The following is a 22799-nucleotide window of genomic DNA, read 5'->3' on the forward strand; positions in this document are numbered from 1 at the left end:
ACTGCGCGACCGGCCTCCACGGACCCGCAGTTCCCGACCGGCCTCACCCGCCGAGCACCCGCGTCACATCCCCCAGCACCGGAACCGCCCCGAGCGACCGCGCCTGCGCCACCGGCGCCGTCAGCATCTGCGAGGTGAGCGGCTGGAAGTCGGCGACCTGGGTGCCGACGCCGTTGTCGAGGGGGTCCACACCCGTGCCCGCCAGCGGGTTGGGCTTGAGACCGGTGAAGGCGCCGGTGACGTACGGCAGGGTGGTGAGCACGCCCCGCACCCCGGTCTGCGGATCGATGTTGCCGAGCGAGGTCGGCCTGGTCCGCATCACGTCGAGGACGGGCTCGTCGGGTGCCGCGGAGGCGGCACCGGCGCCCGCGCCCAGCGCCACGGAGGCGGTCGCGAGGGCGGCGAGCACGCGCCGGCCGGTGGGGTTGTGGGGGGAAGCGTGTCGAGCCATGGGTGCTGCCACCTTCTGCTGCGCAACGTGATCGGGCCGCCACAAAGCGTAGGCGAGGTGTGACGCGCGCTTCAAAGCCGACCCGCGGGGTCGTACCGGGCCCGATGCATGCCTCACACTGGTGTCCCGTGAGCTCCCAACCGCCCATACCCACGCGAGTCGTGCTGCTCTGCGGCCCTTCCGGCTCCGGCAAGTCCCTTCTCGCCGCCCGCTCCGGCCTGCCCGTGCTGCGGCTCGACGACTTCTACAAGGAGGGCGACGACCCGACCTTGCCGCTGGTCGCCGGGAGCTCCGACATCGACTGGGACCATCCCCTGTCCTGGGACGCGGACACGGCCGTCGCCGCCATCGTGGAACTGTGCGCGTCGGGCCGTACGAACGTCCCCGTCTACGACATCTCGCTCAGCGCCCGCACCGGCTTGGAGGCGGTCGAGGTGGGGCGGACCCCGCTGTTCATCGCGGAGGGCATCTTCGCCGCCGAGATCGTCGAGCGCTGCCGTGAGCTGGGGGTGCTGGCCGACGCGCTGTGTCTGAGCCGCGGCCCGGTGAAGACGTTCCGCCGCCGTTTCCTGCGCGATCTGCGCGAGGGCCGCAAGTCGGTCCCGTTCCTGCTGCGCCGGGGCTGGCGGCTGATGCGCGCGGAGCGCTCCATCGTGGCGCGGCAGACCGCGCTCGGGGCGTACGCCTGCGACCGCGACGAGGCGATGGGCCGTCTGGCGTCCGCGGCGGCGGGCCGCTGCGCGCCGACGGCGCGCACGACGGCCTGACACCGGCGGCCCGCCCCTCCGGATTCACCCGGACCTCCGGATTCACCCGCCCCTCCGGATTCACCCGCACGGGGGACACCCCGACGGGGACATACGAAAAGCGGGACTGGATGGACCCCCCGGCCCTCCAGTCCCGCTTCCCCCGTTCCCCCCAACGCCACCCCCCAGTGGCGCTCCCCCGTTACCGCACGGCACCGCTCCCCGGCTTCCCCCGTCGGGCCCCCCGGTACCGCTCCCTCGTTTCCCCCGTGCTCCCCCCCTTGCTTCCCCCGTTCACCCTCAGGCGACAAGCTCCCCGAAGGCGTCCTCCTCGTCACGGCCGAAGCTGAGGACCTGGTCCTCGCGCAGCCGGCGGAGCGACCGCCAGATGCTGGACTTCACCGTGCCGACACTGATGTCGAGGATCTCCGCGATCTCCGGGTCGGTGCGGCCCTCGTAGTAGCGCAGGACCAGCATCGTCCGCTGGAGTTCGGGCAGCCGGGCCAGCGCCTGCCACAGGACCGCGCGCAGTTCGGTGCCGCGCATCGCGTCCGTGTCGCCGGGCGTCTCCGGCAGCTCCTCGGTCGGGTACTCGTTCAGCTTGCGGCGGCGCCACGCGCTGATGTGCAGGTTCGTCATGGTGCGACGCAGGTATCCGCCGACGGCGGCCTTGTCGCTGATCCGGTCCCACGCCCGGTACGTCGAGAACAGCGCGCTCTGCAGCAGGTCCTCGGCCTCGAAGCGGTCGCCGGTGAGGTGGTAGGCGGTGGCGTACAGGGAGGCGCGGCGCTCCTGGACGTAGGCGGTGAACTCCGCCTCGGTCAGCGAGCGACGCTCCCCCGTGTCCTCCCTGTACGCGGCTCCCCCGTGAGCCTGTTCCCCCGTGTCAACCACCGTCATGAACCCGGTGTGCTGACGCCCGGTGCCGCGAGCGCACCCCCGCCCGCTCACGACACCGGACTTCTCGGAACCCCGGCCGACGTTCACGTCGTGGAGACGCGTGACGACTGCGACTGCGGTGGTGCTCTTACCGTGCAGCGTGTTCATCTCGCGCCCCCCGTCGTGGACTTCCGGTGTTTCGTTCTTTGCGTTCTTGCCTGTGCCGAAAAGACTGCCTGGGCCACTTCATCGCCGTGTCCGCCGACTGTCACAGACCTGTCACAGGGGTCCGTCATGCCGACACCACAGGGGGTTCACAGTCGTCGGGGGTACGGCCGCCGGCTTGGTCCCGCGGCCCTCACCGTGCCACCCTGACCTGGTGATTGCCGGCCTGGTGCTGTTCGACGCCCGCCTCCGCGCTTCGACGCGGACGCGGTAGCGCCGACCACCACTTCACGACCTCGCGCGCCCCGCCCACCGCGGCCGGGCGGCACCGGTGCCTGCCCGCTCCCCTCGTCGAAGTGCCCTCCGTGACCCGGCACTTACGATCACGAGGAGCTTCCCGGTGTCCGACACCGACCTCACTTTCCCCTTCCCCTGCCCCTTCCCCCTGCCCTTCCCCGAGCGCGTCGTCCTCGCCGACGACCGGCTGCGCGCCGCCACCGCACACCGTCTGGCCTGCGAGGGAACCGCCCTCCTGTGGCGCGGCGACTTCCCGGGCGCCCGCCGGCTGCTCGCGGCGATGGACCGCCGTGTCCGCACCGCCCCGCTCCCCGCCGACGACCCGGCCAGGGCCTTCCACCTCCACCGGCGCGCCCGCTCCCACCGGGCCCGCGTCCTGAACAAGTTGCTGGTCGAGCTGTCGTACGACCACACACTCGCCCTGCGTCGCGCGCCGGACGTCCGCGCCGCCTGCCACGCCGCCTACGGCCCGCCGGCCGGACCCACGGCCGTGCCGCTGCGCGAGCTGCTCGGCGTGATCGGCGCCCACCAGTGGCGGCTGCGGGGCGTCGAGGTGCCCGCGCCGGGTCGTGTCCGCAAAGTCCCTCCCCCAGAGGGGGTACCCCCAGCCCCGCGGCGTCTTCGCACCGACGCGGCACGAGTACGTCGATCTCGTCGCGCGGGCTCCCCTGACGGCCCCGGTCCGCCGGAACCCGGGCACGGCCACCGCCTTCGACCTGGGCACCGGCACCGGGGTGCTCGCGGCCGTCCTGGCCCGGCGGGGCGTGGGACGGATCGTCGGGACGGACGTCAACCCGCGCGCCCTGCCCTGCGCCGAGGAGAACGCCCACAGGCTCGGACTGGCCGCACGGATCACGGTGACCCGGGGGCTGTACCCGCCGGACGGCAGCGCCGACCTGGTCGTCTGCAACCCGCCCTGGCTGCCCGCCCGGCCCACCGCGCCGCTGGAACTCGGCGTGTACGACGAGAACGGGGAGATGCTGCGCGATTTCCTGACCGGTCTCGTACGGCGTCTGCGGCCCGGCGGAGAGGGCTGGCTGATCCTCTCCGACCTCGCCGAACACCTCGGTCTGCGCACCCGCGCCGAACTGCTCTCCCACCTCGAAACCGCAGGTCTACGGGTACGCGACCGGCTCGACACCCACCCCCGCCACCGGCGCGCAAGGGACACCTCCGACCCCCTGCACACCGCCCGCGCCGCCGAAACCATCTCGCTCTGGCGTCTGAGCCCTGCCCCACAGGTCGAACGACACCCCCCTCATGGGCCAGAATGAGCCCGTGCCTTCCCTGTTGCTGATCGAGGACGACGACGCCATCCGTACGGCCCTGGAGCTCTCACTGACGCGCCAGGGGCACCGTGTGGCGACCGCTGCGAGCGGTGAGGACGGTCTGAAGCTGTTGCGCGAGCAGCGGCCGGATCTGATCGTTCTGGATGTGATGCTGCCCGGCATCGACGGTTTCGAGGTGTGCCGGCGGATCCGGCGCACCGACCAGCTGCCGATCATCCTGCTCACCGCGCGCAGCGACGACATCGACGTGGTGGTCGGGCTGGAGTCCGGCGCCGACGACTACGTCGTCAAACCCGTCCAGGGCCGGGTGCTGGACGCCCGGATCCGGGCCGTGCTGCGCCGCGGGGAGCGCGAGTCGAACGACGCGGCGACCTTCGGCAGCCTGGTCATCGACCGCGCGGCGATGACCGTGACGAAGAACGGCGAGGATCTCCAGCTCACGCCGACCGAGCTGCGGCTGCTCCTCGAGCTGAGCCGGCGGCCGGGGCAGGCGCTGTCCCGGCAGCAGCTGCTGCGGCTGGTGTGGGAGCACGACTACCTCGGTGACTCGCGGCTCGTCGACGCCTGTGTCCAGCGGCTGCGCGCCAAGGTCGAGGACGTGCCCTCGTCCCCGACGCTGATCCGTACCGTCCGCGGGGTCGGCTATCGCCTGGACGTCCCTCAGTGACGGAAGCAGTGACACAGGAGCGAACCGAACAGCACGGAGGGTTCCGCGGCTGGTCCGCGGTGCGCAAGGGGCATCTGTCACGGCTGCGGTTCACCAGCCTGCGGCTCCGGCTCGTCGTCGTCTTCGGGGCGGTCGCGCTGACCGCCGCCGTGTCGGCGTCCGGCATCGCGTACTGGCTCAACCGGGAGGCCGTGCTCACCCGTACCCAGGGCGCGGTGCTGCGGGACTTCGAGCAGGAGATGCAGAACCGGGCGGGCTCGCTGCCCGAGCATCCGACGCAGGACGAGCTGCAGCACACCGCCGGGCAGATGGCCAACAGCAGCCAGCGGTTCAGTGTGCTGCTGGTCGGCGAGGACGCGGACGGCCGGACGGTGTACGGCAACTCCGGCGGGCTGAGCGGCTTCTCGCTGGACGACGTCCCCAAGTCGCTGCGTACGGCGGTGAACAAGAAGCAGGACGTCACCGGCGGCAACAAGTCGCCGTACCACCTGTACTGGCAGCGGGTCGTGGAGCACGGCACGCCGTATCTGGTGGCCGGGACGAAGGTGATCGGCGGCGGACCGACCGGATACATGCGCAAGTCGCTGGAGCCGGAGGCGAAGGACCTCAACTCGCTGGCCTGGTCGCTGGGGATCGCCACCGGGCTCGCGCTGATCGGCGCCGCGCTGCTCGCGCAGGCCGCCGCCACGACCGTGCTGAAGCCGGTGCACCGGCTGGGGGTCGCGGCGCGGCGGCTCGGCGAGGGCCGGCTGGACACCCGGCTGCGGGTGTCGGGCACCGATGAACTCGCCGACCTCTCCCGGACCTTCAACCGGACCGCCGAGGCGCTGGAGAAGCGGGTCGACGACATGGCCGCGCGGGACGAGGCGTCCCGGCGGTTCGTCGCCGACATGTCGCACGAGCTGCGGACGCCGCTGACCGCCATCACCGCCGTCACGGAGGTGCTGGAGGAGGAGCTGGACGCCGAGTCGGGCAGCATCGACCCGATGATCGAGCCCGCCGTCCGGCTGGTGGTCAGCGAGACCCGGCGGCTCAACGACCTCGTCGAGAACCTGATGGAGGTCACCCGCTTCGACGCCGGTACGGCCCGTCTGGTCGTCGACACCGTCGACGTCGCCGACCAGATCACCTTCTGCATCGACGCACGCGCGTGGCTGGACGCGGTCGATCTGGACGCCGCGCGCGGCATCCACGCCCGGCTGGATCCGCGCCGGCTGGACGTGATCCTCGCCAACCTCATCGGCAACGCGCTCAAGCACGGCGGTTCCCCGGTGCGGGTGTCGGTGCGCGAGTCGGCCGAGGACGTGGTCATCGCCGTACGCGACCACGGTCCCGGCATTCCCGAGGAGGTGCTGCCGCACGTCTTCGACCGGTTCTACAAGGCGAGCGCCTCCCGGCCGCGCTCCGACGGCAGCGGGCTCGGTCTGTCGATCGCCCTGGAGAACGCCCACATCCACGGCGGCGAGATCACCGCCGCCAACTCCCCGGAGGGTGGCGCGGTGTTCACACTGCGGCTGCCGAGGGACGCGTCGGAGCTGGTGGACCCGGGCGAACAGGGGGCGCGGGGCGGACCGGGCACGCCGGGCGCACAGGCCGGGAAGGACAACGAGGGGGACGCCTGATGAACGTACGCCGTCTGCTCGCGCTTCCCCTGCTCGCCGGTCTGCTCACCGGCTGCGGGATCCGGGCCACCGAGGTGCCGACCGACTTCGGGGCCGCGCCGTCCCGGGTGCGCTGCTCGCTCAGCGAGCCTGACGTGACGGCGCAGTCCGGGCGCGCGGGGGTGCCGGTGCAGGTGTTCCTGCTGTGCGGCTCGTCGCTGGTGGCCGTCGACCGCTCGGTGCGGGTCACGGACGGGGCCGCGGACGCCCAGCGGCGGGCGCTGGTGGCGCAGGGGCTGCTCGACCAGCTCGCCGAGTCGCCGTCGGCCGCCGAGAAGGAGGCCGGGTACACCACCGACGTCCGGGGCGGGATGACGGTGGGCGGACCGGGCGCCAAGGACCCCGACGACGCGCTCCGGCTGAGCGTGCCGCCGGACACCCTCACCTCGTACGCGCTCGCCCAGCTGGTGTGCACCTTCTCCGACTCGGCCGCGGCCGAGGGCGACGGCTCGGTCGTGCTGGGCGGCCCCGGTTCCGACCCCCTGCGCCGCTACGAGTGCACGGACGAGGTCCGCTCCCGGCCCGGCAGCACCGAGCCGCCGTCGGCGGCGGTCACCGGGAGCTGAGCGCCGTCATGTCCCCGGCCGGGCGCACGGCGTCCGGCATCCGACCGGGGATACGACACAGGCTCTGAGCGCCTCTTCGCCGCCGGTGTGGCGGACGCCTCATGGGCGGGTCCGCGGGCGGCGTCGCCGCAGGTCACCGTCGGGCGGAGGGGTGGTGGCCGACAGGGAGCGGCAAGGGCTTGCGGGAGTGTCGGGCGGGGAGCCGGAACCGATCGTGCCGAGGGGTGCGTCTAGGGGGTCGTGCAGCGTCAAGGCTCCATCGGCGGCAGCGCCGCGATCCGTCTCCGTGCGACCGGGGTTGTCCTCCTGGCCGCGCACCTCGTGTTCGTGGCCTGGGTCACGCTGCGCCCCCGGGACGTGCCCTGGGTGCTGCCCACCAATCTGCATCCGTTCGCCGGGATCCGCGCCGACCTGAGACTGGGCTGGCCCGAGGCGGCCCGGCGGATCGGCGGTGGGCTGGGGCTGCTGGCCCCGCTGGGCGTCCTGCTGCCGCTGGTGCACGGCCGGCTCCGCGTCTCCCCGCTCGCGTCCCTGATCCGTACGGTCGCGGCGGGCGCGCTGCTGTCCCTGGCGATCGAGCTGCTGCAGACCGGGGTGCCCGGTCAGGTCGTGGACGTGGACTCCCTGCTGCTGAACACCGTGGGGGTGGCGCTCGCGCATGCCGCGGTGGTGCCGGCGGCCCGGGTGTGGCTGCGCCGCAGAGGGGAGCGCCGGTGGCCGGCGGCGGCCTCGCAGGAGGACGCGGCTCAGGGTCGGACCCCGAGGATTCCCAGGGTCGGCATCGCCCCGTAGGCGAAGGAATCTCGGGGTCGGGATGGCTCCGGAGAGTGACGCCTCGTCCTCTTCGGCTCCGTAGCGTTGTAGGCAGATGGGACGGCCGCAGGGGCCGCCTCCCTCCGACGCTCACGAAGGAGCCGCAGATGTCCAGCCTCGCCCGCCCCACCAATGGCCGCATGATCGGCGGAGTGTGCGCCGCGCTGGCCCGCCGCTTCGGCACCTCCGCGACCACCATGCGCGTGATCTTCCTGCTCTCCTGTCTGCTGCCGGGTCCGCAGTTCCTGCTCTACATAGCGCTGTGGATCATGTTCCCGTCGGAGGACAAGGCGCGCACGGCCTGGTGACCCCGGTCCACGCGAGAACGCCGTTGGGGCGCGCCCGTCACTGCGGGTGCGCCCCAACGGCGTCGTGCGTACGGGGATTCAGCCGAGCGGGACCCCGTTCACCGGCAGCCCGTGCGTGGGCAGACCCTGGACCGGAAGACCGCCGAGCAGCCCGGCGACCGGCTTGGTCGGGCCGTGGGCGAGCGCCTGCTCGGCAGCCGGCTGCACGGTGGCGAGGCCCGCGGCGAGCGCCGGCTGGGCCTGCGACAGCTGGGCCTGCTCCAGGGCCTTGCCGGCACCCGGCAGCGCCTTGGTGACGTGCGTGACGTTCGCCAAGGGCAGCGCGCCGGTGACCGTCCCCAGCGCCTGCGAGGCGTCGGGGACGGCCGGGGCGGCGTTGGCGGCGCCCGCGCCGACGGCGGCGATGGCGGCACCGAGGGCGGCGACGCCGAGGGACTTGGCAGCAGACTGCTTCATGAAAATGCGTCCTCGAATGGGATACGGGGAACCGATCGGTCCACGACCGTAAACACGGAAAGGGGGAGGCCGCAAACATCGAAATGCGGACGGGTTGTGAACGTGCGCCCGCATTTCGCACCCGGGGAAACCCTGCGATCAGCCCTCCGAGGGCAGGGAACCGCTGGTGGAGGCCGTCTGCTGGAACAGCCATTCGGATTTCAGCTCGGCGTAGCCGGGCTTGATCACGTCATTGATCATGGCGAGACGTTCATCGAAAGGAATGAATGCTGACTTCATAGCATTGACCGAGAACCATTGCAGATCGTCGAGCGTGTAGCCGAATGCGTCGACAAGGTGCTCGAATTCCCGGCTCATGCTGGTGCCGGACATCAGCCGGTTGTCGGTGTTGACCGTGGCCCGGAAGTGCAGCCGCCGCAGCAGACCGATGGGGTGCTCGGCGTAGGAGGCGGCCGCGCCGGTCTGCAGGTTGGAGCTGGGGCACATCTCCAGCGGGATGCGCTTGTCGCGGACGTAGGAGGCGAGCCGGCCGAGTTTCACGGTGCCGTCGGCGGCGACCTCGATGTCGTCGATGATGCGGACGCCGTGCCCGAGCCGGTCGGCGCCGCACCACTGCAGGGCCTGCCAGATGGACGGCAGCCCGAAGGCCTCGCCCGCGTGGATCGTGAAGTGGTTGTTCTCCCGCTTCAGATACTCGAAGGCGTCGAGGTGGCGGGTGGGCGGGAAGCCGGCCTCGGCGCCCGCGATGTCGAAGCCGACGACGCCTAGGTCCCGGTAGCGGTTGGCGAGTTCGGCGATCTCCAGGGCGCGGGCGGCGTGCCGCATCGCGGTGAGCAGGGCGCCGACGCGGATGCGGTGGCCGTTCCGACGTGCCGTCCGCTCGCCTTCCCGGAAGCCCTCGTTGACGGCCTCGACGACTTCTTCGAGGCTCAGTCCGCCCTCGAGGTGCTGCTCGGGGGCGTAGCGCACCTCGGCGTAGACGACGCCGTCCTCGGCGAGGTCCTCGGCGCACTCCCGGGCGACCCGGACCAGGGCGTCGCGGGTCTGCATCACGCCGACGGTGTGCGAGAAGGTCTCCAAGTACCGTTCCAGCGAACCGGAGTCGGCGGCCTCCCGGAACCAGAGGCCGAGCTTGTCGGGGTCGCTCTCGGGGAGTTGGGCGTACCCGGTCTCCCGGGCGAGGTCGACGATCGTGCCGGGGCGCAGCCCGCCGTCGAGGTGGTCGTGCAGCAGAACCTTGGGCGCCCGCCGGATCTGGTCCGGGTTGGGGGTGATGCCCGCCTGGATGCTCTGGCTCGTCATTTCCGCACTCTAACTCCTACGCGCGTAGATCGCCCGCTGCGCCCCGCCGCCGATACGCAATGGTGACCGCACGTACGGGTGGAGTACACCACTGCTTCTGACACTGTTCTGTCATGGCACAGCAACTGACGCCGGCTCGGACGGCCCGGCTGGGGAAGGCACTCGGACCAGAGCCGACGGCGGTGAGCGGGGTGGTGCTGCTGCTCCCGGGCGGCGAGGAGGTGTCCGAACGCAGACCCTCACCGATGTGGGCGGCCGCCTCCGTACGCGGCCTCGGGCGAAGACTCACCCGGGCCGGCCGGGAGGAAGGGCTGGTCACCCATGTCGTGCACTACCGCTACCGCGGCTGGAACGGCAGCGAGGCGCATCTCGCCGCGGACGCGACCTGGGCGGCCGACGAGGTCGTACGACGGTACGGGGACGTTCCGGTGTGCCTGGCCGGGGTCGGGATGGGCGGACGGGCCGCGCTCCGGGCGGGGGGCCATGAGGCCGTCAACTCCGTGCTGGCCCTCGCCCCTTGGCTGCCGCAGGAGGATGTGGCGGCGCCACCCGAACCGGTGAAGCAGTTGGTGGGGCGGCGGGTGATGGTGGTGCACGGCACCCATGACGACCGCAGCGACCCGGAGTTGTCGTTCCGGCTGGCGGCGCGGGCGAAGAAGGCGAATCGGGATGTGTGCCGGTTCGAGGTGCATGCGGACGGGCACGGGTTGCATCAGTACCGGGACGAAGTGCTGGCGTTGGCCGAGGACTTCGTGATGGGGGTGCTGTTCGGGAAGGGGTTTTCGCGGCCGGTGGAGGATGCGTTGGCGGCTCCGCCGCCGTTGGGGTTGCGGATGCCGTTGGCTGCGGGGTTCGGGAAGTCGTTGCGGAGGTAGGCCGGGCCGGGTTTCGGGTGCGGGTGCGTTGTGGCTGGTCGCGCAGTTCCCCGCGCCCCTTGGTGGGCTGACCCTAGGTCGGGAGCAAGTTGCCCCTTCTTGAGAGCAGGAACTTCTTGAAGGCGGCCACCGGGGGTGTGTCCGGGTGGCCGTCCAGCCAGGCCACTCCGATTTCGCGGACCGCTTTCGGGGCGGTGACCGTCAGTTCCACCACGCCGGGGCGGGCCACCGCCGGGGGTGGCAGGAGGGCCACGCCCAGGCCCGCCGCCACCAGGCCGCGCAGGGTTTCCGCCTCCTCGCCCTCGAAGGCGATGCGGGGTTTGAAGCCGGCCTCCTTGCAGAGGTCGTCGGTGATGCGGCGCATGCCGTAGTTGGGTTCGAGGGTGACGAAGGTCTCGTCGGCCGCTTCGGCGAGGCGGATGCGCCGGCGGGCGGCCAGGCGGTGGTCGGCGGGGACGACCAGGCGGAGCTTCTGTTCGTCGAGGCGGCGGGCGACCAGGTCGGGGGCGTCCGGGACCGGGGAGGTCAGACAGAGGTCGAGTTCGCCGGCCCGGAGGCGTTCGAGCATCGCCTCGCCGTAGTTCTGGACGAGGGAGAAGCGGACGCGGGGGTGGTCGGCGCGGAAGGCGTGGATCAGGCCGGGGACGGTCTCGGCGCCCATGGTGTGCAGAAAGCCGAAGGCGACCTTGCCGGTGGCGGCGTCGGCGTCGGCGCGGACCTCCTCGGCGGCCTTCTCGATCTCCGCGAGGGCCCTTTCGACCGAGGTGAGGAACGTACGGCCGGCCGGGGTGAGGGAGACCGTGCGGCCGCGGCGGGCGAACAGGTCGACCCCCAGGTCCTGTTCGAGGCGGACCATCGCCCGGGAGAGCGTGGACTGCGGGACCTGCATCTCCTGCGCGGCCCGGGTGACGTGCTCGGTACGGGCGACCCCGGCGAAGTAGGCGAGCCGGGGCGCCAGCAACCTCGACATGTCAGTCATGTCTTCTGTGTCACTGGACGGTGACAGGTGGGCCCGTGACCTCTGCTGATGCACCATGGGAACGATTATGGCGAGTCCGTGCATTGGACGGATGAACGGGGGCGTACGTAGTTTCGAGGCATGTCTCCCGCCAGTACCGGGGCGTCCACGATCGTGGGCGCCGCGTCCTTTGTCCCTGTTGTCGACGACTCCCGTATGGCCCCCGGTGGCCCCGGCTACCGCCGGATGAGCTTCGCGCTCTTCCTCGCCGGTGTGGCGACCTTCGCCCTGCTGTACTCCACGCAGGCGCTGCTGCCGCTGATCTCCGGCGACTTCGGGGTGGCGGCGAGCGAGGCGAGCTGGACGGTGGCGGCGGCGACCGGCGGACTGGCCCTGTTCGTGCTGCCGATGAGCGCCCTCTCCGAGCGCTACGGCCGCCGTACGGTGATGACGGCCTCGCTGGCGGTCGCGGTGACCGTCGGACTGCTGGTCCCCTTCGCGCCGTCGCTGGGCGCGCTGGTGGTGCTGCGGGCGGTGCAGGGCGCGGCGCTGGCCGGTCTTCCGGCGTCGGCGACCGCGTATCTGGCCGAGGAGGTGCGGCCGCGGGCCCTCGTCACGGCGATCGGGCTGTTCGTCGCGGGCAACAGCGTCGGCGGGATGAGCGGCCGGGTCATCACCGGCTGGGTGGCGCAGGAGTGGGGCTGGCGGGTCGCCGTCGGGGTGATCGGTGTGCTGGCCGTGGGCTGCGCGATCGCGTTCCGGCTGCTGCTGCCGGCGCCGAAGCACTTCACGGCGGGCTCGCTGCGGCCCCGCGTCCTGGCCCGCACGGTCCGCGCGCACCTGGCGAACCCGCTGCTGTGCCGGCTGTACGCGATCGGCGCGCTGTTCATGACCGTCTTCGGCGGGGTGTACACGGTCGTCGGCTACCGGCTGACCGAGGCGCCGTTCTCGCTCCCGCAGGGCATCGTCGGCTCGATCTTCCTGGTGTACCTGGTCGGTACGGTGTCGGCGTCGACGGCGGGCCGCCTGGTGGGCCGGCTCGGGCGGCGCGGGGCGCTGTATCTCGCGGCCGGGACGACGGCGACGGGCCTGCTGCTGTCCCTGGCGGACACCCTGCCGATGGTCCTGCTGGGCCTGGTCCTGATCACGGCGGGCTTCTTCGCGGGGCACGCGGTGGCGTCCTCGGCGGTCAGCAGGACGGCGACCACCGGCCGCGCCCAGGCCTCCGCCCTCTACCAGTCGGCCTACTACATCGGCTCCAGCACCGGCTCCACGGTCGGCGCGATCGCCTTCCACTCCGGCGGCTGGGCCGGCACGGTCGGCGTGGGCGTCCTGGCGGTCCTCGGGGTCGTGGCGATCACCGTCCTCGGGACGCGGGCGGCCCGGGTCGCGGCCCGGCGGGAGCCGGTGCCCGTCCACTGAGGCCGGCTCCTCGCACCTGACATCCCCCCTGCTCAGGGCCGCTTGTCAGTGGTCGCGCATAACGTGCGCAGCCATTGGCCGCTGGTCCGAGCAGGGGGTTCGTTCATGGTGGAGTTCCGGGTCGACCGGGGTGATCTCGTCGAGGCCGTGGGGTGGTCGGCCCGGGCGCTGCCCGCGCGGACCCCGGTGCCGGTGCTGGGCGGGCTGCTGCTGGAGGCGGGTGACGGGCGGCTGAGGGTGTCCGGGTCGGACCTGGAGACGGCGGCGCGGATCGATACGGACGCCGAGGTGGTGCGGGGCGGGCAGGTGCTGGTCCTGGGGCGGCGGCTGCTGGACATCTGCAAGGTGCTGCCCGACGGGCCGGTGCGCTGTGCGCTGGAGGGGACGCGGTTCACGGTCGAGGCGGGCGGGACGAGCTTCGGGCTGTCGACCCTGCCGCGCGAGGAGTACCCGCCCCCGCCCGTACCGCCGGGGGTGTACGGCACCGTGGACGCGGCCGCGTTCGCCGCCGCCGTAGGACAGGTCGCGGTGGCGGCGGGCCGCGACGACACGCTCCCCACCCTGACCGGTCTGCAACTGCGCCTGGACGGCGACGAGATGACCCTGTCCGCCTCCGACCGCTACCGGTACGCGGTACGGCGGCTGGAGTGGAAGGCGGAGGCGGGGGCGGAGGCGGGGGCGGGCGTCGAGGGTGTGGTGGAGGCGCTGGTGCCCGCCCGGCGGCTGGTGGAGGTGGCCCGGTCGCTGGCGCGGTGCGCAGTGGTGCGGATCGGACTCGACACGGGCGGCGGCGGGTCGATCGGGTTCGAGGGCGGGCGGATGCGGACCGTCCTGCGGCGGCTGGACGGGCGGCTGCCTGGCTACGGGAAGCTGTTCGACATGACGGGCGCGGCGGTGGCCGCGGTGGAGTGCGGGGCGCTCGCGGAGGCCGTACGGCGGGTCGCGGTGGTCGCGGAGGCGAACGGTCCCGTGCGGCTGGAGTTCGCGCCGGAGTCGGTGCTGCTGCGCGCCGGGTACGGCGACGACGTGGCCGCGCAGCGGGTGCCCGCCGCGCTGACGGGTGCCGAGGAGGTGACGGTCGCCTTCAACCCGGCGTTCCTGCTGGACGCGCTGACCTCCTTCGAGGCGCGGGAGCTGCGGCTGGAGCTGCTGGGGACGGGGCAGCGGGCGCTGCTGGACGCGGCGGACGCGCCCGGTGTCCACCGGCATCTGTTGATGTCCGTGAAGCAGCTGTCCTGACCTGCGGTTTCGTCGACTCGGCGGGCCATTGTCAGTGGGCTGCGGTAGCTTCCGAAGTGCTGGGCGCACAGACGCGTGACAGGACGGCCACAGGGGTGGGTGGACCACGATGAGTGACGGTACGGCGGGCGCCGCGACGATCGAGGATCTCGATGTCCGGCTGGAGCGGCACCGGGTCGAGCTGACCGGGTACTGCTATCGCATGCTCGGTTCCTCCTTCGAGGCCGAGGACGCGGTGCAGGACACGCTGGTGCGGGCCTGGCGGAGCTACGACAGGTTCGAGGGGCGCTCCAGCCTGCGCTCGTGGCTGTACCGGATCGCGACGAACGTCTGTCTGGACATGCTGACGGCGGGCAACAAGCGGGCCCGGCCGATGGACCTCTCGGAGTCGACGCCGCTCGCCCAGGCGGCCCTCTCCCCCCGTCCCGACCACACCTGGCTGGAGCCGGTGCCGGACGCGCGCGTGCTGCCCACGGTGGAGGACCCTGCGGAGGCGGCGGTGGCCAAGGAGTCGGTTCGGCTGGCCTTCATGGCCGCGCTCCAGCAGCTGCCGCCCAAGCAGCGGGCGGTGCTGATCCTGCGCGAGGTGCTGGCGTGGAAGGCGAGTGAGGTCGCCGAGCTGCTGGACACCTCGGTCGCCTCGGTCAACAGCGCGCTGCAGCGGGCGCGGGCCACGCTGGCCGAGCGGGCGGAGGCGGGCGCGGACGCGGCGGTGTCCGACCCGCTGGACGAGGAGCAGCAGAAGCTGCTGGAGCGCTATGTGGCGGCCTTCGAGGGGTACGACATGGCCGCCCTGACGGCGTTGCTCCACGAGGACGCCATCATGACGATGCCGCCGTTCGACCTGTGGCTCACGGGCCACGACGACATCGCGGGCTTCATGACGACGATCGGCTCGGGCTGCGAGGGCTCGCGGCTGCTGCCGGTCCAGGTGAACGGGCTGCCGGGGTTCGCCCAGTACAAGCCGGACCCGGAGAAGGGCGGCTTCAGCCCCTGGGCGATCCAGGTCCTGGAGATCTCAGACGGCCGCCTCACCGGGTTCCACTTCTACCTCGACACCCAGCGGTGGTTCCCGCTCTTCGGTCTCCCCCTCCACCTCGACGGGGAGTCCGACGAGGTCGAGCAGGGCGCGTAGGGCGGGGTCGGGGTCGCGCAGCCGTATCCGCCCTCCGGCTCGGCGGGCGGCGAGCTGGAGCCGGGCCAGCAGATCGACGGCGGCCAGGCCCGGCGGCCCGATCCCGCTCACCTCACAGACGACGACCCCACCACCACCGGCCGCCAGCAGGGCCCGTACATCGTCGGAGAGCCCTGCCACCCGGTCGCGGGTGAGAGGGCCGGTCAGGGCGAGCACGGGCGGTGTTTTGGGGTCCACGTGCGGTAGACCGGGCGGGCGGGTCCAACTCATCGGAGCGGGAACGCCGGAACGCCGGAACGCCGAACGGGACCGGCGGAGGTCCACCGGTCCCGTTCGACCGAACACATGAGCAGCAGGTCAGGCGATACGTTCCAGCACCACCGGCGACGCCGTGAACGGCGTACCGGCCGGGGCGATGTCGTAGGAGCCGGTGACGGCCTGGAGGGCGTAGTCGAAGCGCTCGGGGGTGTCGGTGTGGAGGGTCAGGAGGGGCTGGCCCGCGGTGACCGTCTCGCCGGGCTTGGCGTGGAGTTCGACGCCCGCGCCCGCCTGGACCGGGTCCTCCTTGCGGGCGCGGCCCGCGCCGAGGCGCCAGGCGGCGATGCCGATGTCGTAGGCGTCGAGGCGGGTGAGGACGCCGGAGGACGGGGCGGTGACGACGTGCTGTTCGCGGGCCACCGGCAGGGTCGCGTCCGGGTCGCCGCCCTGGGCCGCGATCATGCGGCGCCAGACGTCCATCGCGGAGCCGTCGGCGAGCGCCTTCGCCGGGTCGGCGTCCTTCACGCCGGCCGCGTCGAGCATCTCTCGGGCGAGGGCGATCGTCAGTTCCACGACGTCCGCCGGGCCGCCGCCCGCGAGGACCTCGACGGACTCGCGGACCTCCAGGGCGTTGCCGGCGGTCAGACCCAGCGGGGTGCTCATGTCGGTGAGGAGGGCGACCGTCTTCACGCCGTGGTCGGTGCCGAGGCCGACCATCGTGGAGGCCAGCTCACGGGCGTCCTCGAGCGTCTTCATGAAGGCGCCGGTGCCGACCTTGACGTCCAGGACCAGGGAACCGGTGCCCTCGGCGATCTTCTTGGACATGATCGAGGAGGCGATGAGGGGGATCGCCTCGACCGTGCCGGTGACATCGCGCAGCGCGTACAGCTTCTTGTCGGCGGGGGCGAGGCCGTCGCCGGCCGCGCAGATCACCGCGCCGGTGGTGTCGAGGACGGAGAGCATCTCCTCGTTGGAGAGCAGGGCGCGCCAGCCGGGGATGGACTCCAGCTTGTCCAGGGTGCCGCCGGTGTGGCCGAGGCCGCGGCCGGAGAGCTGCGGGACGGCGGCGCCGCAGGCCGCGACGAGCGGGGCGAGCGGGAGGGTGATCTTGTCGCCGACGCCGCCGGTGGAGTGCTTGTCGGCGGTCGGGCGGGACAGGGAGGAGAAGTCCATGCGCTCGCCGGAGGCGATCATCGCGGCGGTCCAGCGGGCGATCTCACGGCGGTTCATGCCGTTGAGCAGGATGGCCATCGCGAGCGACGACATCTGCTCGTCGGCGACCTCGCCGCGGGTGTACGCGTCGATGACCCAGTCGATCTGCTCGTCGCCGAGCTCACCGCGGTCCCGCTTGGTGCGGATGACGGAGATGGCGTCCATGGTCATGGCGTGCGTTCCTTCCGAGGGTCCAGAAAGTGTGCGGCCCCCCTGAGAGTGTGTGTCACGGTGACAGCGATTCAGAGGGGCCGTACGGAGGTGCTTGCTTGCTTACTTGGTGAGGTGGTCCGGGCCGAAGGCCTGCGGGAGCATCTCGGCGAGGGGCAGGATCCCGGCCGGGGTCTCCAGCAGGAGGCCGGCGCCGCCGAACTCGTACAGGAGCTGGCGGCAGCGGCCGCACGGGACCAGGATCTCGCCCTTGCCGTCCACGCAGGTGAAGTGCGTGAGCCGGCCGCCGCCGGTGTTCTGCAGCTCGGAGACCAGCCCGCACTCGGCGCACAGGCCGAGGCCGTAGGAGGCGTTCTCGACGTTGCAGCCGGAGACGATCCGGCCGTCGTCGACGAGGGCCGCCACGCCGACCGGGTAGCCGGAGTACGGGGCGTACGCCCGGGACATGGCGTCCCGGGCCACCGAACGCAGCTTCTCCCAGTCGACCGGGGTCACTTGCCCTGTCCCTTCCGGTACGGCAGTCCGTCCGCCTTCGGCATGCGCAGGCGCTGGGCGGACAGCGAGAGGACCAGCAGGGTCACGACGTACGGGGTGGCCGTCACGACCTGGTTGGGGACGTCGTCGGTGCTGACGTACCAGATGAACATCAGGGCCGAGACCGCGGCGGTGATGAAGGCCGGGACGTACTGCTTCTTCCAGGCCAGGTAGGCGAAGCCGGCGACCAGCAGGATCGCGATCAGCAGGATCAGCGCGTGGACGTTGGTGGCGCCGCCGCGCAGGTTGAGGCTGTCGGTGTAGCCGAACAGCCCGGCGCCGAGGGCGAGGCCGCCCGGCATCCAGTTGCCGAAGATCATCGCGGCGAGACCGATGTACCCGCGGCCGGCGGTCTGGCCGTCGAGGTAGACGTTCGACGCGACGATCGACAGGAAGGCGCCGCCGAGGCCGGCGAAGCCGCCGGAGATGATCACGGCGATGTACTTGTACTTGTAGACGTTGACGCCGAGGGACTCGGCGGCGACCGGGTTCTCGCCGCAGGAGCGCAGCCGCAGACCGAAGGAGGTGCGCCACAGCACGTACCAGGTGGCCGGGACGAGGGCGACGGCGACGACGGTGAGCGGCGAGAGGTTGGTGATCAGACCGCCGGTGAGACCGGCGAGGTCGGAGATCAGGAACCAGTGCTTGTCGTTGAGGGTCTCCAGCCAGCTGGACAGGCCGGGGACGTCGAAGGTGCCGAGCGAGTCGATCGGCGGGGACTGCTTGGAGGAGCCCTGCGGGGCGTTCTCGAAGGTGAACTTCGACAGGTAGCGGGTGACGCCGAGGGCCAGGATGTTCAGGGCCACACCGGAGACGATGTGGTTGACCTTGAAGGTGACGGTGGCGATGGCGTGCAGGACGGCGCCGAGGGCGCCGCCGAGGATGCCGAGGACGACACCGGTCCACGGGCCCCACTGGTAGCCGGCCCAGGCGCCGAACCAGGTGCCGAGGATCATCATGCCCTCGAGGCCGATGTTGACGACGCCCGCCCGCTCGGCCCACAGACCGCCGAGGCCTGCGAGGCCGATCGGGACGGCGGCGCGCAGGGCGGTGGACATCTGGCCGGTGGACGTGATGCCGTCCGCGCCGGTGATCAGGCGGACGACCGAGGTCAGGATCAGGACGCCCGCGATGACCAGCAGGAGGACGGGCAGCGACATCCGGCGGCCGCCCTTGCCGGGCTGCCCGGACTTCGGCTTCGCGATGGTCGCGGTGCTCATCAGACCGCCACCTCCTTCTTGGTGTTCGCGGCGGCGGCGAGTTCCTCACCGACGCGCTTCTGCTGGCGGCGCAGACCCCAGGTGCGGACGACCTCGTAGGAGATGACGACCGCGAAGACGATCAGGCCCTGCATGATCATCGCGATTTCCTTCTCGTACGGCTCGGGAGTCGCGTAGTCGAGGGCGGGGGACGCCTTGTCGAGGAAGGCCCACAGGAGGGCGGCGAGGGCGATGCCGCCGGGGTTGTTGCGGCCGAGCAGGGCGATGCCGATGGCGGTGAAGCCGACGCCGGTCGGGAAGCTCAGGCTGTAGGTGTGGGCGTCGCCGAGCAGCAGCGGCAGTCCGGCGAGGCCGGAGACCGCGCCGGAGACGATCATCACGGTGAGGATCATGCGCTTGGCGTCGACCCCGGAGGCGGCGGCGGCCGACTCGGACTCGCCGGTGGCGCGCAGGTCGAAGCCGAAGCGGGTGCGGTTGAGGACCAGCCAGTAGACGATGCCGAGGGCGACGGCGAGGAAGACCAGGCCGTAGATCTCGCCGACGTCGGCGCCCAGGTTGATGCCGGGGACCCAGCCGGACTCCTTCATGATGCCGGTGGTCTTGTTGTCGCCGACGAGCTGGCCGAAGACGTCGGGCAGGGTGAGGTAGGCGATGAGGCTGGTGGCGATCGCGTTGAGCATGATCGTCGCGACGACCTCGCTGACGCCCCGGGTGACCTTCAGGACGCCCGCGACACCGGCCCAGATGCCACCGGTGAAGGCGGCGACCAGCAGCAGCAGCGGGACCTGGAGGAAGGCCGGCAGGTCCATGTGGGCGCCGACCACGGCGGTCATCATCGCGGCGAGGCGGTACTGGCCGTCGACGCCGATGTTGAACAGGTTCATACGGAAGCCGAGGGCGACCGCGAGGGCGGCGATGTAGTACAGCGACGCCTGGTTGATGATCAGGACCTGGACGTCGGAGTAGCCGATCTGCTCCAGCATGAGCGTGTACGGCTCGATCGGGCTCTTGCCCGAGGCGATCAGCACGACCGAGGTCAGCAGGATCGCCGCGACGAGCGCCATGACCGGGCCGGCCACGGCGAGGAGCAGGCGCTCCTTGTCGAACTTCTTCATCGGGCCTCGTCCTCCGGGGCGCTCGCTTCCTCGACGTGCTCAAGGTGTCCGGTGGCGGCACCCGTCATGGCCGAGCCCAGCTCTTCGGGTGTGATGGTGGCTGGGTCGGCGTCCGCGACCAGCCTTCCGTTGTAGATCACGCGCAGGGTGTCCGACAGGCCGATCAGCTCGTCCAGGTCGGCGGAGATCAGCAGCACGGCCAGGCCCTCGCGGCGGGCCTCGCGGATGCGGTCCCAGATCTGGGCCTGCGCGCCGACGTCCACACCGCGGGTGGGGTGGGCGGCGATCAGGAACTTCGGGTTGTGGCTCATCTCGCGGCCGACGATCAGCTTCTGCTGGTTGCCGCCGGAGAGGGAGGCGGCGGTGACGTCGATGCCGGGGGTGCGGACGTCGAATTCCTCGACGATCCGGCGGGTGTCGGCCTGGGCGCCCTTGGGGTTCAGCCAGAAGCCCTTGGCGTTGGGGCTCTCGGTGACATGGCCGAGGATGCGGTTCTCCCAGAGGGGGGCCTCCAGGAGCAGGCCCTGGCGGTGGCGGTCCTCGGGGATGTAGCCGACGCCGGACTCGCGGCGCCTGCGGGTGGGCCAGGGGGTGATGTCCTCGCCGAGGAAGGCGATCGAGCCGGAGTCGGCGTTCTTGGTGCCGATCAGGGCGTCGATCAGTTCGGTCTGGCCGTTGCCCTCGACGCCGGCGATGCCCATGACCTCGCCGGCGTGGATGGTGAAGCTGACGTCGTCCAGGACGCGCTTGATCTCGCCGCCCTCGGGGGCCAGCGTGATGCCGCCGCTGGGCTCGGCCTCGGTGCCCATGGAGGCGCCGCCGCTGGCGTAGACGGTGAGGTTCGCGACCGTGATGACGGCCTGGTCGGTGACCGTGGACTCGGCGGTCTCCGGGGTGGGCAGCTCGGAGCCGACCATCATCTCGGCGAGCTGGCGGGGGGTGGTCTCGGAGGGGACGGCGGTGCCGACGGTCGTACCGCGCCGGACGACGGTGATGTCGTCGGCGACGGAGAGGACCTCGCCCAGCTTGTGGGAGATGAAGATGACGGAGAGGCCCTCGGCCTTGAGCTCGCGCAGGTTGGCGAAGAGCGCGTCGACCTCCTGCGGGACGAGCACGGCGGTCGGCTCGTCGAGGATGAGGGTGCGGGCGCCGCGGAAGAGGACCTTGAGGATCTCCACGCGCTGGCGGTCGGCGACACCGAGGTCCTCGACCAGGGCGTCGGGGCGCACTCCGAGGCCGTAGCGGTCGGAGATCTCCTTGATCTTCTTGCGGGCGCCGCCGCCGATGCCGTGCAGCTTCTCGCTGCCGAGCACCACGTTCTCCAGGACGGTCAGGTTGTCGGCCAGCATGAAGTGCTGGTGGACCATGCCGATGCCGCGGGCGATGGCGTCGGCGGGGCTGGAGAAGGTCGCCTGTTGTCCGTCGACGGCGATGGTGCCCTCGTCCGGCTTCTGCATGCCGTAGAGGATCTTCATCAGGGTCGACTTGCCGGCGCCGTTCTCCCCGACCAGGGCGTGCACGGTGCCCTTGCGGACGGTCAGGTGGATGTCGTGGTTGGCGACGACACCGGGGAAGCGCTTGGTGATCCCCGCCAGCTCTACCGCGATCGTCGACTGTGCGGTGAGCGGAGGGCTGCTGGACGCGTCGATGGCGCACTCTCCTTGGGAAAGGGGCCGCTCTACGCGCGTAGCGCCCCTGCTTTAAATAGTGCCCGGATCTGATCGCTCATTTTCGGTCACGATCCGTTCCGAGCATTCTGCCGCGCGAACGGGGCACGAGTACGCCTTGCTTCCCGTGCCCCGTTCCGTGGCCGTAACGCTGTCATCACAGCGTCCTGTTGGCCAATGCCTCCGACCGGTTTTCCTCTCGGGAGAGGAGGTCGTCAGGAGGTCTTGACGGTGATGGTGCCGTTCTTGATGCCCTCTTCGGCCTTCTTGATCGCGGCCTGCATGTCGGCGTTGCCGGAGAAGGTCGGGTTGGAGCTCGACACGCTCACGCCGCCGTTCTCCAGGCTGCCGCGGACGACGCCCGTCTCCGGCTTGCCGTCCTCGACCGACTTGGCCAGCGTGTAGACCGCGCCCTGGACGTTCTTCATGGCGGAGGTCAGGATCGAGTCCTTGTACGCCTTGAGCGCGTCCTGCTTGTACTGGTCGGAGTCGACGCCGATCGCCCACACCTTGTTGGCGTTGGCGGCCTTGATGACGCCCTGGCCGGACAGACCCGCGGCGGCGTAGATGACGTCCGCGCCGGCGTCGATCTGGCCCTCGGCGGCGCTCTCACCCTTGTCGGGGCTGGAGAAGCCACCCTCGGCGGCGGTCTCGGTCAGGTACTGCGACTTGACCGTGACGCCCTTCTTGGTGTCCTCGACGCCCTGCTTGAAGCCGGCCTCGAACTTGTGGATCAGCGGCACGTCCACACCGCCGACGAAGCCCACGACGTTCGACTTGGTCGCCTTGGCGGCCGCGACACCGGCGAGGTAGGAGGCCTGCTCCTCGTGGAAGACGAGGTCGGCGACGTTGTCGGCCTTGATCTGCTCGTCGTCGACGATGCCGAAGGTGGTCTTCGGGTACTTGGCCGCGGCCTCCTTGACGGCGGGCGCGTAGGCGAAGCCGACGCCGATGACCGGGTTGTACCCCTGCTTGGCGAGGTTCTCCAGGCGCTGCACCTTGTCCGCGTCGGACTCGCCGTCCTGCGGCTCGACCGCGGTGGACTTGTAGCCGAACTCCTTGTCGGCCTGCTCCAGACCGGCGGTGGCGGCGTCGTTGAAGGACTGGTCGCCCTTGCCGCCGACGTCGTACGCGAGCGCGAGGCCGAGGTTGTTCTTGCTGCTCTCGGACGAGGACGACGACGTGGACGAGCTTCCACAGGCGGAAACGGTCACTGCGAGAGCTGCGGTGGCAACACCCGCAACGGCGATTCGGGACACCCGGCGCATGGAACGAGACTCCTTTGTGCAAGCGCCCAAACCAGGCGCTGGTTCCGCCGCAGCGTAACGCGCGTAGACCGGGAGGAAAAACCCTTCTGTCCGCTCCGTTATCGAGCTGTGGCCACAGTTGTAAT

22 protein-coding genes and 1 pseudogene are annotated in these 22799 nt (G+C 71.5%); 11 read left to right on the forward strand and 12 right to left on the reverse strand.

Features of this window, described 5'->3' with window-relative positions; genetic code table 11:
- Positions 1 to 43: 43 nt before the first annotated feature.
- Positions 44 to 451 (reverse strand): hypothetical protein, encoded by a 408-nt coding sequence (locus ABZ464_RS31590; protein ID WP_359282421.1) that lies wholly within the window; start codon positions 449 to 451, stop codon positions 44 to 46.
- 59 nt (positions 452 to 510) lie between these two features.
- Between ABZ464_RS31590 and ABZ464_RS31595 the strand changes: the two genes are divergently transcribed.
- Positions 511 to 1218, forward strand: coding sequence for a uridine kinase (locus ABZ464_RS31595; protein ID WP_359282424.1), 708 nt, complete (start codon positions 511 to 513; stop codon positions 1216 to 1218).
- Positions 1219 to 1497: 279 nt separating this feature from the next.
- Here ABZ464_RS31595 and ABZ464_RS31600 read toward each other — a convergent pair whose 3' ends face one another.
- On the reverse strand, positions 1498 to 2244 hold the full coding sequence (locus tag ABZ464_RS31600; RefSeq protein WP_359282426.1) for a SigE family RNA polymerase sigma factor: 747 nt from the start codon (positions 2242 to 2244) through the stop codon (positions 1498 to 1500).
- Between the two features lie 445 nt (positions 2245 to 2689).
- On the opposite strand from ABZ464_RS31600, the pseudogene ABZ464_RS31605 reads away from it, so the two are divergent.
- From ABZ464_RS31605 to ABZ464_RS31630, 6 genes and pseudogenes are all read left to right on the forward strand, one after another.
- Positions 2690 to 3812: pseudogene (locus ABZ464_RS31605) on the forward strand (class I SAM-dependent methyltransferase); the annotation flags it as partial.
- 4 nt (positions 3813 to 3816) lie between these two features.
- The gene (gene afsQ1 / locus ABZ464_RS31610) at positions 3817 to 4494 is read left to right on the forward strand and encodes a two-component system response regulator AfsQ1 (protein ID WP_055637969.1); all 678 of its coding nucleotides are present in this window, start codon (positions 3817 to 3819) and stop codon (positions 4492 to 4494) included.
- An 8-nt stretch (positions 4495 to 4502) separates the two neighbouring features.
- The gene (locus ABZ464_RS31615; protein WP_359282427.1) at positions 4503 to 6116 is read left to right on the forward strand and encodes a HAMP domain-containing sensor histidine kinase; all 1614 of its coding nucleotides are present in this window, start codon (positions 4503 to 4505) and stop codon (positions 6114 to 6116) included.
- Positions 6116 to 6721, forward strand: coding sequence for a hypothetical protein (locus ABZ464_RS31620; RefSeq protein ID WP_359282429.1), 606 nt, complete (start codon positions 6116 to 6118; stop codon positions 6719 to 6721). The genes ABZ464_RS31615 and ABZ464_RS31620 overlap by 1 nt, the downstream gene beginning before the upstream one ends.
- Positions 6722 to 6961: 240 nt before the next feature.
- Positions 6962 to 7513, forward strand: a complete 552-nt coding sequence (locus tag ABZ464_RS31625; RefSeq protein WP_359282432.1) for a VanZ family protein — start codon at positions 6962 to 6964, stop codon at positions 7511 to 7513.
- Between the two features lie 128 nt (positions 7514 to 7641).
- Entirely contained in the window at positions 7642 to 7842 is a 201-nt protein-coding gene (locus ABZ464_RS31630; RefSeq protein WP_055637973.1) for a PspC domain-containing protein, read from the forward strand.
- A gap of 78 nt (positions 7843 to 7920) precedes the next feature.
- Here ABZ464_RS31630 and ABZ464_RS31635 read toward each other — a convergent pair whose 3' ends face one another.
- The gene (locus ABZ464_RS31635) at positions 7921 to 8298 is read right to left on the reverse strand and encodes an ATP-binding protein (protein WP_359282433.1); all 378 of its coding nucleotides are present in this window, start codon (positions 8296 to 8298) and stop codon (positions 7921 to 7923) included.
- Positions 8299 to 8436: 138 nt separating this feature from the next.
- Entirely contained in the window at positions 8437 to 9600 is a 1164-nt protein-coding gene (locus ABZ464_RS31640; protein ID WP_359282435.1) for an adenosine deaminase, read from the reverse strand.
- A gap of 113 nt (positions 9601 to 9713) precedes the next feature.
- Between ABZ464_RS31640 and ABZ464_RS31645 the strand changes: the two genes are divergently transcribed.
- Complete coding sequence (locus tag ABZ464_RS31645) at positions 9714 to 10475, forward strand: alpha/beta hydrolase (RefSeq protein ID WP_359282437.1); 762 nt, start codon at positions 9714 to 9716, stop codon at positions 10473 to 10475.
- Positions 10476 to 10548: 73 nt separating this feature from the next.
- Here the strand turns inward: ABZ464_RS31645 and ABZ464_RS31650 are convergent, their stop codons facing one another.
- Entirely contained in the window at positions 10549 to 11511 is a 963-nt protein-coding gene (locus ABZ464_RS31650) for a LysR substrate-binding domain-containing protein (protein ID WP_359282439.1), read from the reverse strand.
- A 63-nt stretch (positions 11512 to 11574) separates the two neighbouring features.
- Between ABZ464_RS31650 and ABZ464_RS31655 the strand changes: the two genes are divergently transcribed.
- From ABZ464_RS31655 to ABZ464_RS31665, 3 genes are all read left to right on the forward strand, one after another.
- On the forward strand, positions 11575 to 12855 hold the full coding sequence (locus ABZ464_RS31655; RefSeq protein ID WP_359282441.1) for an MFS transporter: 1281 nt from the start codon (positions 11575 to 11577) through the stop codon (positions 12853 to 12855).
- A 108-nt stretch (positions 12856 to 12963) separates the two neighbouring features.
- A complete protein-coding gene (gene dnaN, locus ABZ464_RS31660) occupies positions 12964 to 14094 on the forward strand; it encodes a DNA polymerase III subunit beta (RefSeq protein WP_359282665.1) in 1131 nt (376 codons plus the stop codon).
- 109 nt (positions 14095 to 14203) lie between these two features.
- Positions 14204 to 15229 carry a sigma-70 family RNA polymerase sigma factor gene (locus tag ABZ464_RS31665; protein ID WP_359282442.1) on the forward strand — a complete coding sequence of 342 codons (1026 nt, stop codon included), beginning with the start codon at positions 14204 to 14206 and terminating at the stop codon, positions 15227 to 15229.
- Here ABZ464_RS31665 and ABZ464_RS31670 read toward each other — a convergent pair.
- The 7 genes from ABZ464_RS31670 to ABZ464_RS31700 all read right to left on the reverse strand — a co-directional run bounded on the left by ABZ464_RS31670 (position 15113) and on the right by ABZ464_RS31700 (position 22674).
- The gene (locus ABZ464_RS31670; RefSeq protein ID WP_359282445.1) at positions 15113 to 15499 is read right to left on the reverse strand and encodes an STAS domain-containing protein; all 387 of its coding nucleotides are present in this window, start codon (positions 15497 to 15499) and stop codon (positions 15113 to 15115) included. The genes ABZ464_RS31665 and ABZ464_RS31670 overlap by 117 nt on opposite strands.
- 87 nt (positions 15500 to 15586) lie before the next feature.
- Complete coding sequence (locus ABZ464_RS31675; protein WP_359282447.1) at positions 15587 to 16870, reverse strand: thymidine phosphorylase; 1284 nt, start codon at positions 16868 to 16870, stop codon at positions 15587 to 15589.
- Between the two features lie 102 nt (positions 16871 to 16972).
- A complete protein-coding gene (locus ABZ464_RS31680; RefSeq protein WP_359282450.1) occupies positions 16973 to 17365 on the reverse strand; it encodes a cytidine deaminase in 393 nt (130 codons plus the stop codon).
- Entirely contained in the window at positions 17362 to 18624 is a 1263-nt protein-coding gene (locus tag ABZ464_RS31685) for an ABC transporter permease (protein ID WP_359282452.1), read from the reverse strand. The genes ABZ464_RS31680 and ABZ464_RS31685 overlap by 4 nt, the downstream gene beginning before the upstream one ends.
- Complete coding sequence (locus ABZ464_RS31690; protein ID WP_359282455.1) at positions 18624 to 19739, reverse strand: ABC transporter permease; 1116 nt, start codon at positions 19737 to 19739, stop codon at positions 18624 to 18626. The genes ABZ464_RS31685 and ABZ464_RS31690 overlap by 1 nt, the downstream gene beginning before the upstream one ends.
- Positions 19736 to 21346 carry an ABC transporter ATP-binding protein gene (locus tag ABZ464_RS31695; protein ID WP_359282668.1) on the reverse strand — a complete coding sequence of 537 codons (1611 nt, stop codon included), beginning with the start codon at positions 21344 to 21346 and terminating at the stop codon, positions 19736 to 19738. Before ABZ464_RS31695 ends, ABZ464_RS31690 begins: the two co-directional genes overlap by 4 nt.
- A 275-nt stretch (positions 21347 to 21621) precedes the next feature.
- Positions 21622 to 22674: a BMP family ABC transporter substrate-binding protein gene (locus ABZ464_RS31700; protein WP_359282457.1), complete on the reverse strand. Its 1053-nt coding sequence runs from the start codon at positions 22672 to 22674 to the stop codon at positions 21622 to 21624.
- Positions 22675 to 22799: the final 125 nt, after the last annotated feature.

This window comes from Streptomyces sp. NPDC005820 (genome assembly GCF_040630255.1).
Lineage (GTDB): Bacteria > Actinomycetota > Actinomycetes > Streptomycetales > Streptomycetaceae > Streptomyces.

What these genes read in the sequence shown, in the direction of transcription:
- ABZ464_RS31650 (WP_359282439.1), bottom strand. Translation starts at nt 11,511, where the DNA reads ATGGTGCATCAGCAGAGGTCACGGGCCCACCTGTCACCGTCCAGTGAC.
- ABZ464_RS31635 (WP_359282433.1), bottom strand. Translation starts at nt 8,298, where the DNA reads ATGAAGCAGTCTGCTGCCAAGTCCCTCGGCGTCGCCGCCCTCGGTGCC.
- ABZ464_RS31690 (WP_359282455.1), bottom strand. Translation starts at nt 19,739, where the DNA reads ATGAAGAAGTTCGACAAGGAGCGCCTGCTCCTCGCCGTGGCCGGCCCG.
- ABZ464_RS31670 (WP_359282445.1), bottom strand. Translation starts at nt 15,499, where the DNA reads ATGAGTTGGACCCGCCCGCCCGGTCTACCGCACGTGGACCCCAAAACA.
- ABZ464_RS31630 (WP_055637973.1), top strand. Translation starts at nt 7,642, where the DNA reads ATGTCCAGCCTCGCCCGCCCCACCAATGGCCGCATGATCGGCGGAGTG.
- ABZ464_RS31665 (WP_359282442.1), top strand. Translation starts at nt 14,204, where the DNA reads ATGAGTGACGGTACGGCGGGCGCCGCGACGATCGAGGATCTCGATGTC.
- ABZ464_RS31675 (WP_359282447.1), bottom strand. Translation starts at nt 16,870, where the DNA reads ATGACCATGGACGCCATCTCCGTCATCCGCACCAAGCGGGACCGCGGT.
- ABZ464_RS31620 (WP_359282429.1), top strand. Translation starts at nt 6,116, where the DNA reads ATGAACGTACGCCGTCTGCTCGCGCTTCCCCTGCTCGCCGGTCTGCTC.
- ABZ464_RS31645 (WP_359282437.1), top strand. Translation starts at nt 9,714, where the DNA reads ATGGCACAGCAACTGACGCCGGCTCGGACGGCCCGGCTGGGGAAGGCA.
- ABZ464_RS31655 (WP_359282441.1), top strand. Translation starts at nt 11,575, where the DNA reads ATGTCTCCCGCCAGTACCGGGGCGTCCACGATCGTGGGCGCCGCGTCC.
- ABZ464_RS31700 (WP_359282457.1), bottom strand. Translation starts at nt 22,674, where the DNA reads ATGCGCCGGGTGTCCCGAATCGCCGTTGCGGGTGTTGCCACCGCAGCT.
- ABZ464_RS31640 (WP_359282435.1), bottom strand. Translation starts at nt 9,600, where the DNA reads ATGACGAGCCAGAGCATCCAGGCGGGCATCACCCCCAACCCGGACCAG.
- ABZ464_RS31685 (WP_359282452.1), bottom strand. Translation starts at nt 18,624, where the DNA reads ATGAGCACCGCGACCATCGCGAAGCCGAAGTCCGGGCAGCCCGGCAAG.
- ABZ464_RS31600 (WP_359282426.1), bottom strand. Translation starts at nt 2,244, where the DNA reads ATGAACACGCTGCACGGTAAGAGCACCACCGCAGTCGCAGTCGTCACG.
- ABZ464_RS31590 (WP_359282421.1), bottom strand. Translation starts at nt 451, where the DNA reads ATGGCTCGACACGCTTCCCCCCACAACCCCACCGGCCGGCGCGTGCTC.